The organism is Novilysobacter erysipheiresistens, assembly GCF_036663935.1.
Lineage (GTDB): Bacteria > Pseudomonadota > Gammaproteobacteria > Xanthomonadales > Xanthomonadaceae > Novilysobacter > Novilysobacter erysipheiresistens.
The window spans coordinates 356,169-372,465 of sequence record NZ_JAXGFP010000003.1; the positions used below are offsets into that span (position 1 = coordinate 356,169).

18 protein-coding genes and 1 tRNA gene are annotated in these 16,297 nt (G+C 70.1%); 12 read left to right on the top strand and 7 right to left on the bottom strand.

Annotation, left to right across the window (positions count from 1 at the left end):
• Window positions 1-242 precede the first annotated feature (242 nt).
• Genes SNE34_RS07685 through SNE34_RS07700 form a run of 4 tightly spaced genes read left to right on the top strand, consistent with a single transcriptional unit; the run spans window position 243 to window position 4,605 of the window.
• Entirely contained in the window at window positions 243-2,390 is a 2,148-nt protein-coding gene (locus SNE34_RS07685; RefSeq protein ID WP_332616273.1) for a TonB-dependent siderophore receptor, read from the top strand.
• 19 nt (window positions 2,391-2,409) lie between these two features.
• Window positions 2,410-2,736, top strand: coding sequence for a hypothetical protein (locus SNE34_RS07690; RefSeq protein WP_332616275.1), 327 nt, complete (start codon window positions 2,410-2,412; stop codon window positions 2,734-2,736).
• Window positions 2,736-2,999 (top strand): hypothetical protein, encoded by a 264-nt coding sequence (locus SNE34_RS07695; RefSeq protein ID WP_332616277.1) that lies wholly within the window; start codon window positions 2,736-2,738, stop codon window positions 2,997-2,999. Before SNE34_RS07690 ends, SNE34_RS07695 begins: the two co-directional genes overlap by 1 nt.
• A 10-nt stretch (window positions 3,000-3,009) precedes the next feature.
• The gene (locus SNE34_RS07700; RefSeq protein WP_332616279.1) at window positions 3,010-4,605 is read left to right on the top strand and encodes a PepSY-associated TM helix domain-containing protein; all 1,596 of its coding nucleotides are present in this window, start codon (window positions 3,010-3,012) and stop codon (window positions 4,603-4,605) included.
• Between the two features lie 33 nt (window positions 4,606-4,638).
• On the opposite strand, the gene SNE34_RS07705 is transcribed toward SNE34_RS07700, so the two are convergent.
• The 6 genes from SNE34_RS07705 to SNE34_RS07730 form a co-directional block, all read right to left on the bottom strand.
• Entirely contained in the window at window positions 4,639-5,976 is a 1,338-nt protein-coding gene (locus SNE34_RS07705; RefSeq protein ID WP_332616281.1) for a PQQ-dependent sugar dehydrogenase, read from the bottom strand.
• 19 nt (window positions 5,977-5,995) lie between these two features.
• On the bottom strand, window positions 5,996-6,445 hold the full coding sequence (locus tag SNE34_RS07710; RefSeq protein WP_332616283.1) for a DUF421 domain-containing protein: 450 nt from the start codon (window positions 6,443-6,445) through the stop codon (window positions 5,996-5,998).
• Between the two features lie 32 nt (window positions 6,446-6,477).
• Window positions 6,478-6,981, bottom strand: coding sequence for a hypothetical protein (locus SNE34_RS07715; RefSeq protein WP_332616285.1), 504 nt, complete (start codon window positions 6,979-6,981; stop codon window positions 6,478-6,480).
• A 90-nt stretch (window positions 6,982-7,071) separates the two neighbouring features.
• Window positions 7,072-8,169: a cell division protein ZapE gene (zapE, locus tag SNE34_RS07720; RefSeq protein ID WP_332616287.1), complete on the bottom strand. Its 1,098-nt coding sequence runs from the start codon at window positions 8,167-8,169 to the stop codon at window positions 7,072-7,074.
• A complete protein-coding gene (locus tag SNE34_RS07725; protein WP_332616289.1) occupies window positions 8,162-8,866 on the bottom strand; it encodes an alpha/beta hydrolase in 705 nt (234 codons plus the stop codon). The genes zapE and SNE34_RS07725 overlap by 8 nt, the downstream gene beginning before the upstream one ends.
• Before the next feature lie 106 nt (window positions 8,867-8,972).
• Window positions 8,973-9,488 carry a c-type cytochrome gene (locus SNE34_RS07730; RefSeq protein ID WP_332616291.1) on the bottom strand — a complete coding sequence of 172 codons (516 nt, stop codon included), beginning with the start codon at window positions 9,486-9,488 and terminating at the stop codon, window positions 8,973-8,975.
• A 323-nt stretch (window positions 9,489-9,811) separates the two neighbouring features.
• On the opposite strand from SNE34_RS07730, the gene SNE34_RS07735 reads away from it, so the two are divergent.
• From SNE34_RS07735 to SNE34_RS07765, 7 genes are all read left to right on the top strand, one after another.
• Window positions 9,812-10,240, top strand: a complete 429-nt coding sequence (locus SNE34_RS07735; protein WP_332616293.1) for a YjfI family protein — start codon at window positions 9,812-9,814, stop codon at window positions 10,238-10,240.
• Entirely contained in the window at window positions 10,237-11,007 is a 771-nt protein-coding gene (locus SNE34_RS07740) for a PspA/IM30 family protein (RefSeq protein WP_332616295.1), read from the top strand. The genes SNE34_RS07735 and SNE34_RS07740 overlap by 4 nt, the downstream gene beginning before the upstream one ends.
• A gap of 31 nt (window positions 11,008-11,038) precedes the next feature.
• Window positions 11,039-12,115 carry a potassium channel family protein gene (locus SNE34_RS07745; RefSeq protein ID WP_332616297.1) on the top strand — a complete coding sequence of 359 codons (1,077 nt, stop codon included), beginning with the start codon at window positions 11,039-11,041 and terminating at the stop codon, window positions 12,113-12,115.
• A 3-nt stretch (window positions 12,116-12,118) separates the two neighbouring features.
• Window positions 12,119-12,775 carry a DUF2491 family protein gene (locus tag SNE34_RS07750; RefSeq protein ID WP_332616299.1) on the top strand — a complete coding sequence of 219 codons (657 nt, stop codon included), beginning with the start codon at window positions 12,119-12,121 and terminating at the stop codon, window positions 12,773-12,775.
• A gap of 172 nt (window positions 12,776-12,947) precedes the next feature.
• A complete protein-coding gene (locus SNE34_RS07755) occupies window positions 12,948-13,355 on the top strand; it encodes a DUF350 domain-containing protein (RefSeq protein WP_332616300.1) in 408 nt (135 codons plus the stop codon).
• Window positions 13,356-13,366: 11 nt separating this feature from the next.
• Complete coding sequence (locus SNE34_RS07760) at window positions 13,367-13,966, top strand: DUF1190 domain-containing protein (RefSeq protein ID WP_332616302.1); 600 nt, start codon at window positions 13,367-13,369, stop codon at window positions 13,964-13,966.
• Window positions 13,966-15,135: a glutathionylspermidine synthase family protein gene (locus tag SNE34_RS07765; RefSeq protein WP_332616303.1), complete on the top strand. Its 1,170-nt coding sequence runs from the start codon at window positions 13,966-13,968 to the stop codon at window positions 15,133-15,135. Before SNE34_RS07760 ends, SNE34_RS07765 begins: the two co-directional genes overlap by 1 nt.
• Window positions 15,136-15,164: 29 nt before the next feature.
• Here SNE34_RS07765 and SNE34_RS07770 read toward each other — a convergent pair.
• Window positions 15,165-15,241: transfer RNA gene (locus tag SNE34_RS07770), tRNA-Arg, on the bottom strand.
• Window positions 15,242-15,332: 91 nt separating this feature from the next.
• Here SNE34_RS07770 and ubiA point away from each other — a divergent pair.
• Window positions 15,333-16,238, top strand: coding sequence for a 4-hydroxybenzoate octaprenyltransferase (gene ubiA, locus SNE34_RS07775; RefSeq protein WP_332616305.1), 906 nt, complete (start codon window positions 15,333-15,335; stop codon window positions 16,236-16,238).
• Window positions 16,239-16,297 lie beyond the last annotated feature (59 nt).

Consider the following 16,297-nt stretch of genomic DNA (forward strand, 5'->3'; position numbering starts at 1 on the left):
CGGACGATTCTCGGTCGCGGCTGAAGCCGCTCCTACAAATGCGGTGGGAAGGCGGGAACCGGTAACGGAGCTGATTGTCGCGAGACGCCATTTGCCGATCCCGGCTTCTGGCGCTGCCACATTGCCGCGCGTTGGCGCACCGACTAGAATGAGAATGATTGCTATTTAGAGGCGACCGGCCCATGCCGGCGGCGCCGGCGCAACGGACGCGCGAACCCCCGCTTCACACCCCAAGGTTCCCCATGTCCCGTTCCGCTGTCGCCCGCCCCTCCTTCCCGCGGGCGAGCCTGCTCGCCCTGGCGCTGCTGGCCGGGCTGCCGGCCGCCGCCCAGGTCGTCACGCCTGCCTCAGTCGACGCCGACCCCGCCGCGCCCGACGCCACCACCCTCGACACCGTCCAGGTGCAGGCGACGATCATCAAGCGCAGCGAGACCGTCACCAAGACCGACACCCTGATCACCGAGGTGCCGCAATCGGTGTCGGTGGTCAGCGCGGAGCAGTTCGCCGGCCGCGGCCTGCACGGCATCGACGAGGCGATGTGGTACCTCGCCGGCACCCAGGGCGGCGGCTACGGCCAGGACACCCGCAGCGACTGGCTGCTCGTGCGCGGCTTCAGCCCGGCGCGCTACATGGACGGGCTCGCGCTGACCGACGGCGTCTGGACCGGCGCCACCCGGATCGAGCCGTACGGGCTTGAACGCATGGACGTGCTGAAGGGGCCGTCGTCGGTGTCCTACGGCGCGATGCCGCCGGGCGGGCTGGTCAACCTGGTCAGCAAGCGGCCGACCGATGAACCGCTGCGCGAGATCGAGGTGCAACTCGGCAACTTCGACCTGCGCCAGGCCGCGTTCGATTTCGGCGGTCCGCTGGATGACGCCGGCACGTGGTCGTACCGGCTCACCGGACTTGCCCGCAACAGCGACAACCTGGTCGACTTCGTCGAGGACGACCGCTACTTCTTCGCCCCGGCGTTGGCATGGAAGCCCAGCGACGCCACCTCGCTGACCCTGCTGGCGCGCTGGCAGAAGGCCGACACCGCCAACGGCAGCGGCTTCCTGCCGGCCGAAGGCACGCTGTTGCCGAGCCCGCACGGCCAGATCTCGCCGAGCGTGTTCACCGGCGAACCGGGCTGGAACGACTACCTGCGCACCAGCAAGTCGGCCGGCTACGAGTTCGAGCACGCCTTCGCCAACGGCCTGACCTTCCGCCAGAACCTGCGCTATGGTGAGACCGACGTCGACCATGACGCCGGCGTCGGCACGCTGGGGCTGCAGGAGGACGGGCGCACGCTCAACCGTTACCTGTTTCCGCTGGAGGAGCACTCAAAGTCGTTCGGCGTCGACAACAACATCAGCTTCGATTTCGTTACCGGCGCTTGGGAGCACACCGTGCTGGCCGGCGTCGACTATCGCCGGCTGCAGAGCGACTACGCGTCGGCGTTCGCGTTCGGCATCGCCCCGATCGACGTGTTCGACCCGGTCTACGGCGCCGAGGTGATCGTGCCGGACTACACCTTCCACGAGGACAAGGTGCAGCAGCAGACCGGCGTCTACCTGCAGGACCAGATCCGGCGGGACCGCTGGGTGGTCACCATCGCCGGCCGCCAGGACCAGGTGCGCACGCACGCCGACAACCTGATCGCCGACCCGGTGACGCGCAGCCGGCAATCGGATGACGCGTTCTCCGGCCGGCTTGGCGTCAACTACGTGTTCGATTCGGGCTTCGCGCCGTACGTGGCGTGGTCGGAATCGTTCCAGCCAACCGTCGGCGTCGACTTCGACGGCAACGCGTTCGTGCCGACCACCGGCGAGCAGGTCGAGGCCGGCATCAAGTACCTGCCGTCGGGCGGCCGCGGGCTGGCGACGCTGGCGGTGTACGACATCCGCCAGCAGAACACGCTCAGCGTCGATCCCGACCACGTGCTGTTCTCGGTGCAGCAGGGCGAGACCCGGGTGCGCGGCGTCGAGCTGGAAGGCCGCTGGAACCTGACCCCGACCCTGGGCATGTACGGCGCCGCGACCTGGATGGACACCGAGGTCACCCGGACCACCGACGCCGCCGCGCTCGGCAAGCGCGTGGCGCTGGTGCCCGAGCAGCAGGCCTCGCTCGGCTTCGATTACACGATTCCCTACGGCGCGTTGTCGGGCCTCGGCTTCGGCGGTGGCGTGCGCCATGTCGGCTCGGTCTACGGCGACATCTACAACGAGTGGGAAACGCCGTCGTACACCCTGTTCGACGCCGCGTTGCACTACGGCTTCGGCCGCTGGCGCCTGCAGCTCAACGCCAGCAACCTGGCGGACAAGGAATACGTGGCGGTCTGCAACAGCGCGATGTGGTGCTACTACGGCCATCCGCGCACGGTCACCGCGACCGTGCGTTACCGCTGGTGATGACGGGCAGCGCCGGCTGATGGACTTCGCACTGGGCTTGCTCGCGACCGGCGCCGCACTGGCGTCGGCGCTGGCGCTGTACCTGGCGTCACCGAACTGCGGGTGGCGCCCGACTGCGCGCCGCGGCGGCTTGCGGATCGCCGGCGTCGCGTTGGCGCTGGTCTCGCTGGTCGCGTGGATCGCGCTGCTCGGTGTCGGCGCCGGGCTGTGCGCGATGCTGGCGACGTGGATGCTGGCGCTGGTCGTGTTGCCGTACCTGGCGTGGTGGACGAACGCGTCGCCGACGCCGGATGCGCATCGACCGCGGGAGGTGCGACTGGCGCGCGCGCCGCTGGAGAACGACTGATGTGGGGCCGCGCCACCGCCGGCGCTTTGCCGGGCTTCGTCCTTGCCGCGGCGTTGGTGGGTTTGTTCGGACGGCTGTGGCCGGGGCCGTGGCAGTCGACGCTGGTGGTCGGGATGGTGCTGCTGTTCCCGTTGTGGATAGGCATTGCCGCGATCAGTTTTCGCTTCGCCAGCGGTTTGCGTGCGTGGGCCTGGCTCGGCGGATTGGCGCTGCTCGCGCTCGCCGCGCTGTGGCTGCTGCAGGCGACCGGATGGGTCGCATGAGGACGATTCGATGAAGCTGCGCGCCGATACGTTGCGGGTCTACACCGCGGTCCACAGCTGGGTCGGGCTGGTCGCCGGCTTCGCCCTGTTCGTCGCGTTCTATGCCGGCGCGATCACGATGTTCCACCATGAACTGCCGGTGTGGCAGTCGAGCGCGGTCGACGCCGAGCCCGAGTCACTCGACGATACCCAGCGCCTGCTCGACGAGATGTTGGCGCGCCACGAGGGCGCGCGTGTGCACCTTGGCCTCGGCTTCCCCGGCGCAGAGTCGGCGCAGGCGTCGGCGTGGTGGCTGGACACCCGGGGCGTGTGGCAATTCGGGACCCTCGACACCCTGCAGGGCAGTCCGACCCCGCCGACTTCGAGCCTGGCCGAGCTGGTCAACCTGCTGCATTACTCGCTCGGCATCCCGATGGTCGGGACCTGGCTGATGGGCGTGGTCAGCCTGTTGTACGGGCTGGCGCTGGTGACCGGCGTGGTGATCCACCTGCCGCGGCTGGCCAGGGACCTGTTCGCGCTGCGGCCGGGGCGCAACCTCAAGCGTTTCTGGCAGGACGCGCACAACGTCATCGGCGTGCTGAGCCTGCCGGCGCACGTGATGTTCGCGGTCACCGGTGCGGTGCTGTGCCTGGCGTTCGTGCTGATGCCGCTGCTCAACCCGCTGGTCTACGACGGCAAGCTGATGGATGCGGTGCCGGCGGCGATGGACACCGCGCCGGTGGTCGCCGCGTCCGGCGAACCGGCGGCGATGCAACCGCTGGCGCAGTGGCACGCGCGTTCGGTGGCGGTGGCGCGCGAGCATGGCATTGAGGATTTCAAGCCGGCCTACCTGAAACTGCAGCACGGCGGCGATGCCAACGCGGTGGTCGAGATCACCGGCGAGACCTCGCGCGCGCTGGGTTCGCTCGGCTCGGTCGCGTTCGACGCCGGTACCGGTGAACTGCTCGCGGTGCAGCTGCAGGGGGCGCGCGACGCCAACCACGCGACCCTGCAGGCGACCTATGCATTGCACTTCGGCGAGTTCGGCAACCACGTGGTGCAGTGGCTGTACTTCCTGCTGGGACTGGCCGGCGCCTTCCTGTTCTATTCCGGCAACCTGTTGTGGATCGAGTCGCGGCGCAAGCGGCGCGCGCTTGAACAGGGGCGCTCGTCGCAGGTGATGGCGCGCGCCACGGTCGGCGTGTGCATCGGCGTGTGCGTGGCGATCTCGGCCAGCTTCGTCGCCGCGCAACTGGCGCCGGTGCTGGGGCTGGATTCGGTCGCCGCGGAGCGCTGGGCGTGCTTCGGCACATGGGCGCTGTGCGCGTTGTGGGCGGCGCTGCGGCCGCCGTCGCGCGGCGTGCGCGAGCTGCTGTGGCTGGCGGCGCTGGTGACGCTGGCGATTCCGGTCGCGCACGGCATCGCCAGTGGCTGGTGGTTGTGGAAGGCGGCCGTCGCCGGGCACTGGGTGCTGGTCACGGTCGACGCGATGGCGATCGCGCTGGCGGCCGGTTTCGTTGCATTGGCACTGGCCAGTGCGCGGCGCGCGCGCGATGGCGATCCGAACAGCGTCTGGGCCGATCCGCTGCCCGGCAACGTCGAGAACGCCGCCCTGGCACCCGACTGACAAACGCACCGCTACCGAACACGAGCCGTCGCGTCAGCGCGCGGCGCTACCCGCATCCGGCGCCACCCGCCAGACCACGTTGCCGACGTCGTCGGCGACCAGCAGCGCGCCGTCGGCGGCGACCGCGACCCCGACCGGGCGGCCGCGGGCGTTGCCGTCCTCGCCGACGAAGCCGGTCAGCACGTCGCTTGGCGGACCGCTGGGCATGCCGTCGTCGAACGGCACGAACACCACCTTGTAGCCGCTCGGCGGCCGCCGGTTCCACGAGCCGTGCTCGCCGATAAGCGCGCCGCCGCTGAAACGCGGCATCAGCGCGGCGTCGTAGAACGCCAGCCCGAGTGGGGCGACGTGGTTGCCAAGCGCGTAATCGGGCGCGATCGCGCTCGTGACCAGATCCGGCCGCGGCGGCTGCACCCGCGCGTCGGCATGCTGGCCCCAGTAGCTGTACGGCCAGCCGTAGAAGCCGCCCTCGCGGATCGAGGTCAGGTAGTCGGGCACGAGGTCGCTGCCGAGTTCGTCGCGCTCGTTGACCACCGCCCACAACGCGCCGGTCGCGGGCTGCCAGTCGAGGCCGACCGGGTTGCGCAGGCCCGAGGCGAACACCCGAGCGTCCCCGGTGGCCGGGTCGACCTGCAGGATCGTCGCGCGATCGACCTCGGCGTCCATTCCGCTCTCGCCGACATTGCTGTTGGAGCCGACTCCGACGTACAGCCGCGAACCGTCCCGGCTGGCCAGCAGGCTCTTGGTCCAGTGATGGTTGATCGGCCCGCCCGGCAGCGGCGCCACCACGGTCGGCGTCGCCTCGATCCGCAGCTGGCCGGGCCGGTACGGCACCGACACCAGCGCATCGGCATTGGCGATGTACAGGGTGTCGCCGACCAGCGCCATCCCGAACGGCGAGTGCAGGTCGTCGAGCAGCACGCTGCGATGGTCGGCGACGCCGTCGCCGTCACCATCGCGCAACAGGGTGATGCGGTCGGCACTGGGTACCGCGGCGCCGGCGTGCTTCATCACCAGCTTCATGAACCACGCCTTGAGCCCGCCGCCGTCCTCCTTCGGCGGCGCGTTGGTCTCGGCCACCAGGACGTCGCCGTTGGGCAGCACGTACAACCAGCGCGGGTGGTCGAGCCCGCCGGCGAATGCGTTGACCGCGAGGCCCTCGGCGGCGGTCGGCGTGGCGCCGTCGGGCCAGCCGATCGCCGGGGCGATGTCGACGGTCGGGACCAGCCCGCCCTCCGGCGGCGGCAGCACCGGATCCGGGCCGACCGTGCGCGGGAACGCGAGCTCGGCGGTTTCGCAACCGGCCAGGGCCACCACGGCGAGCGCCAGGGCGACCCGCCGCAGCCACCCGGCACCTGGCCGCCGACGCATCATCCGCTGGGCCGCCGCTTCATCTGGGCTTCTGCGGGATGATCGAGATCGTCCCGTCCCGTTCCAGCACCGCGTACTTGATCTGCTGCATGTTCTCCAGCCCCTGGGTGGCACGGGCGCACTCGAGCACGTCTTCATCGTCGACCCGTGCGCGATCCATGCGCTCGCGCAACGGCTCGCCGTCCTCGACCACGATCAACGGCACGTCGTCGAGCCAACGCTCGGCCTTCTTCGACTTCTGCTTGAGGAAGGCGAAACCCAGTTCGATCATCACCAGTGTCGAGACCAGGATCATCGCCGTGGTCAGCGAGTAGTCGTCACCGGTCAATGGTTGCGAGACCGCCTCGCTGATGATCAGCACCAGCACCACGTCGAACGCGGTCATCTGGGCCAGCGTGCGCTTGCCGCTGATGCGGAACACCAGCATCAGGAACAGGTAGATCACGATCGCGCGCAGGACAGATTCCATGACGGACTCCGTGGTATCGGTGGATCGACGAATCAGGGGTAGACGAAACTGTCGATCCGCAGCGGTGGCTGGCCGCCGATCGCCGCAGTGCCGGACACGCGGCCGATGGTTTGCGGCCGGCCCTTGATGCGGACCAGCTGGCGTTCGCCGGGGGCGACATCGAAGGTGTAGCGCACGCGGTGGCCGGCGGCGGCGACTTCGCGGGGCTCGGGCACGATGTGCTCGACGTCGAACTCGCGGACATGGTCGCCCTCGAGCACCAGCTCGAAGCTGTCGCCGCCGACCGCGGCCGTCGGCAACTCGAAGGCGATCAGGGCCGGCGACTGGAAGCGGGCGAAGCGCGGGTAGCTGGCGTCGAGCGCGCCGCCGGTGGCGTGCGCCTGCGACATCGGGCCGCCGCCGCCGAACACGCCGGCCAGCGCGGCGACGATGCCCGCCAGCAGCACCAGCATGCCGATCGTCCGGAGCACGTGGAGCAGCCGCTGGAACTCCAGGTGTTCATCCAGCTGCAGCGAGCGCTTGTCGGACCTGGTCATGGCGAAACCCCGCGCGGGTGTCGCCCCGACTATCGGAGTGCCGGTGTCGACGCCGCGTGTGGGCGCCCGGCGACGATCAGTCGGCCCGGTTCAGCCGCGGTGCTCGAGTGCCAGGTATTCGGCCGAACGCATCTCGATCAGGCGCGATGCGGTGCGCTCGAACGCGCCGACCAGCCGGTGCCCGGTGTACAACCCCGGTGGCGCGGCCGCGGCGGTGCAGACCAGGTTGACGTGGCGGTCGTAGAGCTCGTCGATCAGGTGGACGAAGCGCCGCGCCGGGTCGTCGTTGCTGCCGTCGAAGCGCGGGATCCCGCCGACCAGCACGGTGTGGTGCTCGGTGGCGATCTCGATGTAGTCGCCGGCCGCGCGCGGCCCCTCGCACAGCGCGGCGAAGTCGAACCAGGCGTGGCCCTCGGCGAGGCCGCGCACCGGGATCTCGCGGCCGTCGATGCACAGCGGCCCGGCCTCGTGCGGGGCACCGGCGGTCAGCTCGTCCCAGCGCGATTGCAGCCAGGCGTCGCTGCCGGCGTCCAGCGGCGCGCGGTACACCGGCGAGCGGGTCAACGCGCGCAGCCGGTAGTCATGCACGCTGTCGAGGTGCAGCACCGTGCAGTGTTGTTCGATCAACGCGATCGCCGGCAGGAAGCGCTCGCGCTGCAGGCCGTCCTTGAACAGCCCGGACGGCTCGATGTTGGAGCTGGTCACCAGCGCCACGCCCTCGGCGAACAGGCGTTCGAGCAGGCGCCCGAGCAGCATCGCGTCGCCGATGTCGGTGACGAAGAACTCGTCGAGCACCAGCACCCGCCAGTCGCGTCCCCACTGCCGCGCGATCGTGCGCAGCGGATCGGCCTCGCCCTTGTGCGCGCGCAACCGGGCGTGGACCTCGCGCATGAAGCGGTGGAAGTGGGTGCGGTGCTTCCGTTCGATCGGCAGGCCGTCGTAGAACAGGTCGATCAGGAAGGTCTTGCCGCGGCCGACCCCGCCCCAGAGGTACAGGCCTCGCGGCGCGACGACCGGCTTGTCGAGCAACCGGTCGAGCAGACCTCGCCGTGGCGGATCGAGCAGCGCGGCGTGCAGGCGGTCGAGTTCGGCCAGCGCCGGGTGCTGCGCGGCGTCGTCGCTCCAGTCCCCGCGGCTGGCGCCGGCGGCATAGCGCGCGCTCGGCCGCGCGGCATCGACATCACTCATCGGGGTTGGCGGTCGCGGCCGGCAGATAGGGGCGGATGCCGTTCTTGATCGCGCCGCGCAAATCCATCAGCCGGCGATGGAAGAAATGGCTGGTGTCGGGGATGCGGACCAGTTCCGGCGGTTGCGCCAGGCCGTCGATCCAGGCGTAGACCTGCTGCGGATCGACCACTTCGTCGGCTTCGCCCTGCACCACCAGCCACGGACCGTCGAAAGGGGTGACCGCGTCGAAGCCGTAACCGCGGCCGGCCGGCGGCGCGATCATCACCAGCATGCCGGGCTTGAGTTCGCTGGCGACCTTGTAGGCCACGTAGGAGCCGAAGCTGAAGCCGGCGAGCCAGACCTGGGCGTCGGGACGTTGCGAACGGACCCAGGCGACCACCGCGCGCAGGTCGTCGGCCTCGCCCTCGCCATTGTCGAAACCGCCCTCGGAGGCGCCCGTGCCACGGAAGTTGAAACGCACCGTGCTCGCGCCACACAGGTGGAACGCGCGCGCGGTCATCGTCACCACCTTGTTGTGCATCGTCCCGCCCTCGGTCGGCAGCGGGTGGCAGATCACCGCGACCAGCGGCCGCGGGGCGACGTCGGGTTCGGGACCTTCGACGATCGCCTCGATCGTGCCGGCGGGGCCTGCCAGGGTCAGCGCAACGGGCTTGCCGGCGCGATAGTCGTCGCCGTTCGGGAACGTGGGGTTGTCCATGGCGCCATGATACGGCGCCGGGCCGAACCGCTGTGACGGCGCGGCGTGAAGGCCGCAAACGACAACGCCGCCCGGAGGCGGCGTTGCATGCGGAGGCGCTCGACCGTTACTGCAGGTTGTCGAGCATCCAGTCGACCGTGGCGATGACCTGCTCGTCGGTCAGGGCCGGGTTGCCGCCCTTCGGCGGCATCACGCCGGCGCTGCCGGTGTAGCCCTCGATCGCGTGCCGATGCAGCACGTCGACCCCCTGCGGGATGCGCGCGGCCCACTGCGCGGCCGCCATCGTCGGCGCGCCGCCGGCGCCGGAGGTGTGGCAACCGGTGCACAGGTTGTTGAAGATCACCTCGCCGTCGAGGGTGCCGCCGTAGGCGACCTGCGAGGCGGCCGCCGCTGCCGCCGCCGCGGTTGCCGCGGCCTGCTTGGCCGCGCCGGTGCTGCCGGCGTAGACCGCGCCGACCGGGGCGATCCGGGCCTGGGTGCGCTTGGCCACGGCCGCCGGCACGTCCTGCGGCAGCGAGACATGCACGAAGTAGGCGACCACCATCAGGCCGACGGTCACCACCGCCAGGAAGCCGATCACCATGGAGAATTTCTTCAGGAACTCGAGGTCGTAATTGCGCACGATCCACCTATTGCGCGCGTCGCGGGCGACGCGCAATGCGTTCGATAAATGGCCGCACCCAAGATGCGGCCGCTGATGCAGAAACCTGCGGTAACTCCGCGCCGGAGGCACGGGGGGACAAGCTTGCCGTACAGTTTATCGCACTCCGGCCGTCGCGCGGCGCCCGGCCCGCGGGACGCCTTGCCCGGCCCCGCCGGCGTCCCCATACCCGGATCACGCCCCGCGGCTGTGCGCGCGCCTGCAACGAACCGCCGCCTGGGTTACCGTTCACGTTCGACGCCGCGGCGGCCATCGGCCACGCCGTCCCCAACCAGGAATCCCCCATGTCCCGCTGGACCACGCAAGAACTGTGCACGAGCCTGTCCGCCGCGTTCGGCGCCGACAACGTCGAGGAGATCCCGAGCGCCGACGAGGCGATCCAGGTGGTGCTGCCCGACCTCGGCGACCTCGGCATCACCATCGCCGTCACCGACCGCCAGCTGTTCGTGTCGACCCCGCTGGTCGAGGCCGAACAGGTCCGCGACCGCGCCGCGTTCAACGAGGCCTGCATGCGGCTGAACCCGATCAACCCGCTGTCCAACCTCGGCCTGACCACGATCAACGGACGCGACACCTACATCGTGTTCGGCGAGCTGTCGCCCGACGCGACCGCGGACCAACTGGAGCTGGAAATCCACACCCTGGCCGACAACGCGCTCGACGCGATCGAAGCCCTCAAGCCCTACCTCACGTCCTCCGAGGCGACCGCATGAGCATCCTGACCAAGATCTTCACCCTGCTGCGCGGTGGCGCCAACGAGGCTGGCCAGGCCGTGGTCGACGCCAACGCACTGCGCATCCTCGACCAGGAGATCCGCGACGCCGGCAACGAGCTGACCCGGTCCAAGCAGGAGCTGACCAAGGTCATGGCGCAGCGCCAGCTGCTGGCCGGCAAGAGCGCCGACCGCGCGGCCAAGCGCGCCGAGTACGAGGGCTACATCGCCGGCGCGCTGCGCAAGGGCGATGAAGCACTCGCGCGCGAAGTGGCCGAACGGCTGGCTGCGGTCGAGAACGACCTGACCACCGACGCCCAGACCCTGGCGACCTACGACGACAGCATCAATGCGCTGAAGAGCGCGATCAAGCAGACCGAGCACAAGCTGACCCGGGTCAAGCAGCAGATCGACACGGTCAAGGCGACCGAAGCGGTGCAGCGCGCGCAGGGCGCGGTGGCGTCGCGCAGCGCCGGCGCCAACGGCAAGGTGGGCACCGCGCTGGACTCGCTCGAGCGCATTCAGGCCCGCCAGGCCGAGCGCGGCGCGCGCATGCAGGCGGCCGCGCAGTTGGAGGCCGAAAGCGGCGACAGCGACCTCAACGCACGGCTCGCGAACGCCGGGCTACTGCCGCAGTCGGCCAGCGTCGACAACATCCTCGAGCGCTTCCGCAACCAGGACAAGCCGGTGCAGCAGCTGAGCCACGAACCGCAGCGGGCCTTGCCGGTCGCCACGCCGGCCGACGCCGAGCGCCAATCGCGCAGTTGAGCCGCGCCGCCGCCATGCCGGGAGGCGCGCCGTGCCGCTGATCGGGCGCCTGTACCGCGCCGTGCGGGCGCACCTGCGCGAGGTCACCTGGACCGCGTTGCTGACTGCGCTGGCGCTGCACGTCGCGCTGTGCTGGGCGCTGCTGGCGCTGGCCGGCGAGCGCGAGCTGGTCGGCTGGGACGCGTTTCCGTACTACTACATGACCACCGCGACCACGATCGGCTACGGCGACCTGTCGCCGTCGACCACCGCCGGCCGTTTCGTGGTGGCGCTGCTGCTGATGCCGGTCGCGATCGCGCTGCTGGCCTCGGTGCTGGGCAAGGGCAGCGCGACCGCGGTGGGATTCTGGAAACGGCACCAGGGAGGCGAGATGAGCTACCACGAGATGAGCGGCCACACCGTGCTGGTCGGCTGGCGCGGGCGCGAGTCGGCGCGGCTGGTGCAACTGCTGCTGGCCGACACCGAGACCGATGACGAGGGCATCGTGCTGGTGGCCGAGCGTGGCGTCGAGGGCCTCGAGCAGAACCCGCTGAAGGACCAAGTCCGCTTCATCGCGGTCGACTCCTACGCCGACTGCGACCAGTACGCGCGCGCCGCGGTCGCGCGCGCTGGCCGGGTCATCGTGCACACCGGCAGCGACGCGCAGAGCCTGGCCGCGGTGTTCGCAGTGATGGCGGCAGGGGGATCGGACGCGGGGTTCAGGGGCCACGTAGTCGCGCACTTCGACGGCGAGGCGGCCGCCTCGCTGGTACGCAGCCACTACCCGCAGGTCGAATGCACCCGCCCGCTGGACGTCGACGTCATCGCACGCGCCGCGCAGGACGCCGGCAGCTCGCTGGTCGCCAACGAGTGGCTGACCACCGGCGGCCCGACCCAGTTCAGCCTGCGGGTGCCGGACGATGCGCCCGCGCTCAGCGCCGGCAAGCTCGCCGCCGCATTCCGCCGCCACGCCGGCCTGTGGGTCGGCTACCGCGAGCGTGACGCCGCCACCCCGGTGCTGAATCCCGCCGACGAGTGCACCGTCGCCGCCGGCGCCCAGCTGTACTACCTCGCCGACCGGCGCATCGACAGCCGCCACTTCGGCTGGCCGTCGCTGGCGGTGGGCTGAGCCATGGGCTGGCTCGACCGCCTGCGCGGCAAGACCGAGGCGCCGGTTCCGGCCGGTGCGCTGACCCACGCGCTGCCGCTGGGGTTCCGGGTCAACGGCCGGGTCGCGCTCGACACGATGTTCAGCCGCGCCCATCCCGAGGCGCTGACCGCGCCCTTGCCCGAAGGCCACCAGGGCATCCCGTGCTACGGCCATATCGACCTCGGCGGCGGCCACGCGCTGCACCGCTTCTACCTCGACGACGACGCCTACGTGCAGGTCAGCACCAACAACGACGCGGTCGAGGGGATCAAGGCGTTCGTGTTCGTCGAGACCGTCAACCCGGCCAACCAGGCCGAGTTCCAGCGTTTCGTCACCGGCCACGAGCACCTCGGCGCGGCGAGGATCGAGTACGCCGGCCGCGACTGGCATCGCGATTTCTCCGACGAGGCCGGCACCCGCATCCCCGCGGTGGTCTACGACGAAGCGCTGTACCGCGGCGAGCCGCCGCGCCGGGACGACGACCTGACCCACTACGCGATGCTGTACCGCCGCGCGCTGCCGGGGCTGGAGCGCGACGAGTTCCTGCTGGTCACCGGCGAGGACTACGGGCCCAACGAATTCTGCGTCACCTACGCGGTCGGCCAGGACCTGAACACTGCCGATTTGGATATCACCTGATACGGGCACATCGACGATGGCTCCCCTGTAGGAGCGGCTTCAGCCGCGAACCAGAGTCGGCGCGGGCGACCGATTGTCCGATCGCGGCTGAAGCCGCTCCTACAAGGGCACGGATCTTCCGTCGCCCGGCCCGATAAACACCACCTCCGTTTACTTCAAAAGGATCCCGCCCATGGACGCACCAATCAACGCCGAAAGTTTCCTCGCCTTCCTCGCCTATTTCGGCACCGGCATCGGCGTGCTGGTCGCCGCGGTGGTGGTCGTGGCCTGGACCACCCCGCACCACGAGTTCCGGCTGATCCGCGCCGGCAACTCGTCGGCCGCGATCGCGTTCGCCGGCAGCCTGGTCGGCATCGCGTTGCCGCTGGACGCGGCGATCTCGCATTCGGTCAGCCTGCTCGACGCGCTGATCTGGGGCGCGGCCTCGGCGCTGATCCAGATCGTCGCCTACCTGGCGATGCGTTGGGTGTCGCCGAAGCTGTCGCAGCAGATCACCGACAACATCCCGGCCGCCGGCATCTTCGCCGCCGGCGTGTCGATCGCGGTCGGCCTGATCAACGCCGCCGCGATGACCCCGTAAGGAGCGCCGACATGACGCACAAGATCAAGCCCGACATGGCGCCCGTGCGCAGCAAGCGCTCGCGCAACCTCAAGCTGGTGCTGATGGCGGCGACGGTGCCGGTGGCGCTGGCCGGCTGCGAGAGCGAGCCGACCGGCACCGTGCTGTCGTCGGTCGACCAGTGCAAGACCCAGACCTCGGTGCCGGTCGAGCAGTGCACCGCCGCCTACGAGAAGGCGCTGGCCGAGCATCGCAAGCTGGCGCCGCGGTTCGACAGCCAGGTGCAGTGCAACGAGCAGTTCGGCAGTTGCGAGGTCGTGCAGACCGGCAGCAGTCAGAGCTATGTCCCACCGATGGGCGGCTTCCTGCTCGGCTATGCACTCGCCAGCGCGACCCGCGGCGGCATGTACCCGTACTACGTCGGCGGCGTGTCGCCGCTGTACCGCGACTACCGCTCCGGGCGCTACCTCAAGCCCAACGGCGATTCGGTCAGCCGGGGCCTGGGCACCGTCACCGGTCGCCGCGGCAACACCGCGCTGCCGGCGCGCGCGATGACGATCTCGCGCTCGGGTTTCGGTTCCAGCGCCAGCGCCCGCGGCGGCTTCGGCAGCAGCCGCGGCTTCGGCGGCTGATGAAACGCATCGCCACCGAACCGCGCCCGGACTGGAAAGACCAGGCCGAAGCGCTCGGCTTCCATTTCCACACCATCGACGGCGCGCCGTACTGGGACGAGTCGGCCTACTACGCGTTCGGCCTGCGGCAGATCGAGGATGACCTGGAGGCGCCGACCGAACAGCTGCACGCGATGGCGATGACGCTGGTGGACGAGGTGGTCGAGTCCGAGGCGCTGCTGACCCGGCTGGCGATCCCGCCGGCCTACTGGGACTGGATCCGCGAGTCGTGGCACGCGCGCGAGCCGCACCTGTACGGCCGCATGGACCTGGCCTACGACGGCGTTGGCCCTGCGAAGCTGTACGAGTTCAACTACGACACCCCGACCTCGCTGTACGAGAGCGCGTACTTCCAGTGGCTGTGGCTGGAGCAGGCGATCGGGCGCGGCGTGCTGCCGGCCGGCGCCGACCAGTACAACCGGATCCAGGAACTGCTGTGCGAGACGTTCGCCTCGCTCGCCAGCGAAGGTCGGATAGCGACCCCGGTGCATTTCGCCGCGGTCGGCGACTCGGCCGAGGACCGCGGCACCGTCCGCTACCTGCGCGACTGCGCCGAGCAGGTCGGGATCAAGACCTTCGAGCTGGCGATCGAGCGGATCGGGATCAGCGCCGAAGGCTGGTTCACCGACGAGGACGACCGGGTCATCCGCACCCTGTTCAAGCTGTACCCGCTGGAGTGGATGTTCGTCGAGGAGTACGGGGAGAAACTCCAGGGTTCGAAGGTGCAGCTGATCGAGCCGCCGTGGAAGGCGATCCTCAGCAACAAGGGCGTGCTGCCGCTGCTGTGGCAGCGCCACGAGGGCCATCCGAACCTGCTGCCGGCGTTCTTCGACGAGGCGCCCGGTGAGCCGGTCGCGCCCGGCTGGGTGCGCAAGCCGCTGTTCTCGCGCGAGGGCGCCAACATCGAGCTGGTCACCGCCGACGGCGAGCGCCTGCGCAGCGACGGCCCGTACGACGACGCGCCCACGATCCGGCAGGCCTACCACCCGCTGCCCGGGCTGGCGGGCAACTACCCGCTGGTCGGCAGCTGGGTGATCGCCGACCAGGCCGCCGGCATCGGCGTGCGCGAGGACGACAGCCGGATCACCCGGGACAGCTCGCGGTTCGTGCCGCACGCGATCATCGACTGAACGCGTCGACGGAAGGGCATGCGGGGAGATGGTGCGCCTGGAGGGATTCGAACCCCCGACCAATGGCTTCGGAAGCCACTACTCTATCCGGCTGAGCTACAGGCGCATCGGTGACACCGCGCGCGGCATCGCGCCGCGCGGGTGGGCATTCTAGCGGCAAACGCGCGGCTTTGCCCGCCGTCCTTTAACCTTCCCGCATGAGTTACGAACGTTTCGAGTCGACCGGTACGCCGGCATGGCAAACCCGGCTGGCGCTGTACTGGCAACTGGTCCGCGGCGACCGTCCGATCGGTTGGCTGCTGCTGCTGTGGCCGACCTGGTGGGGGTTGTGGCTGGCGGCCGAGGGCGTGCCGCCGCTGTGGACGCTGTTCGTGTTCAGCGCCGGGGTCTGGCTGACCCGCTCGGCCGGCTGCGTGATCAACGACTACGCCGACCGCTGGCTCGACCCGCACGTCGAACGCACCAAGGGCCGCCCGCTGGCGACCGGCGCGGTGCGTGGCCGCGAGGCGTTGATGGTGTTCGCGGCGCTGATGCTGGTCGCGTTTGTGCTGGTGCTGACGCTCAACCGGCTGACCGTGATGCTGAGTTTCGTCGGCATTCTGCTGGCGGCCAGCTACCCCTACCTCAAGCGCTACACCTACCTGCCGCAGGTCTACCTCGGGCTCGCGTTCGGCTGGGGCATCCCGATGGCGTTCGCCGCTGTCACCGGCGAGGTGCCGGCGCTGGCCTGGCTGCTGTACATCGCCAACATCCTGTGGGCGACCGCGTACGACACCTGGTACGCGATGGTCGACCGCGAGGACGACCTCAAGCAGGGGGCGAAGTCGACCGCGATCCTGTTCGGCGACATGGACCTGGCCGCGCAGGGTTTGCTGTATGCGCTGACATTCGCCGCGCTGGCGCTGGTCGGCCAGCGTGCCGGGCTCGGCGGCGCGTACTGGGCCGGCTGGGCGGTGGCGTTGGGGTTGGTGGCCTGGGAGTTCCGGATCACCCGTCGGCGCGAGCGTGAGGCGTGTTTCCGCGCGTTCCTGCACAACCATTGGGTGGGACTGGCGGTATTTGCCGGCATCGCGCTGGATTACGGGTTGCGGGAGGCGTTGTAGGAGCGGCTTCAGCCGCGATCTGAAAATCGGCGCGGGCGAACGATTCCAGGATCGCGGCT

Coding starts and splice junctions, on each gene's coding strand:
- SNE34_RS07705 (WP_332616281.1), bottom strand. CDS start 5,976: ATGCGTCGGCGGCCAGGTGCCGGGTGGCTGCGGCGGGTCGCCCTGGCG.
- ubiA (WP_332616305.1), top strand. CDS start 15,333: ATGAGTTACGAACGTTTCGAGTCGACCGGTACGCCGGCATGGCAAACC.
- SNE34_RS07735 (WP_332616293.1), top strand. CDS start 9,812: ATGTCCCGCTGGACCACGCAAGAACTGTGCACGAGCCTGTCCGCCGCG.
- zapE (WP_332616287.1), bottom strand. CDS start 8,169: ATGAGTGATGTCGATGCCGCGCGGCCGAGCGCGCGCTATGCCGCCGGC.
- SNE34_RS07750 (WP_332616299.1), top strand. CDS start 12,119: ATGGGCTGGCTCGACCGCCTGCGCGGCAAGACCGAGGCGCCGGTTCCG.
- SNE34_RS07725 (WP_332616289.1), bottom strand. CDS start 8,866: ATGGACAACCCCACGTTCCCGAACGGCGACGACTATCGCGCCGGCAAG.
- SNE34_RS07755 (WP_332616300.1), top strand. CDS start 12,948: ATGGACGCACCAATCAACGCCGAAAGTTTCCTCGCCTTCCTCGCCTAT.
- SNE34_RS07740 (WP_332616295.1), top strand. CDS start 10,237: ATGAGCATCCTGACCAAGATCTTCACCCTGCTGCGCGGTGGCGCCAAC.
- SNE34_RS07695 (WP_332616277.1), top strand. CDS start 2,736: ATGTGGGGCCGCGCCACCGCCGGCGCTTTGCCGGGCTTCGTCCTTGCC.
- SNE34_RS07760 (WP_332616302.1), top strand. CDS start 13,367: ATGACGCACAAGATCAAGCCCGACATGGCGCCCGTGCGCAGCAAGCGC.
- SNE34_RS07690 (WP_332616275.1), top strand. CDS start 2,410: ATGGACTTCGCACTGGGCTTGCTCGCGACCGGCGCCGCACTGGCGTCG.
- SNE34_RS07715 (WP_332616285.1), bottom strand. CDS start 6,981: ATGACCAGGTCCGACAAGCGCTCGCTGCAGCTGGATGAACACCTGGAG.
- SNE34_RS07710 (WP_332616283.1), bottom strand. CDS start 6,445: ATGGAATCTGTCCTGCGCGCGATCGTGATCTACCTGTTCCTGATGCTG.
- SNE34_RS07765 (WP_332616303.1), top strand. CDS start 13,966: ATGAAACGCATCGCCACCGAACCGCGCCCGGACTGGAAAGACCAGGCC.
- SNE34_RS07700 (WP_332616279.1), top strand. CDS start 3,010: ATGAAGCTGCGCGCCGATACGTTGCGGGTCTACACCGCGGTCCACAGC.
- SNE34_RS07685 (WP_332616273.1), top strand. CDS start 243: ATGTCCCGTTCCGCTGTCGCCCGCCCCTCCTTCCCGCGGGCGAGCCTG.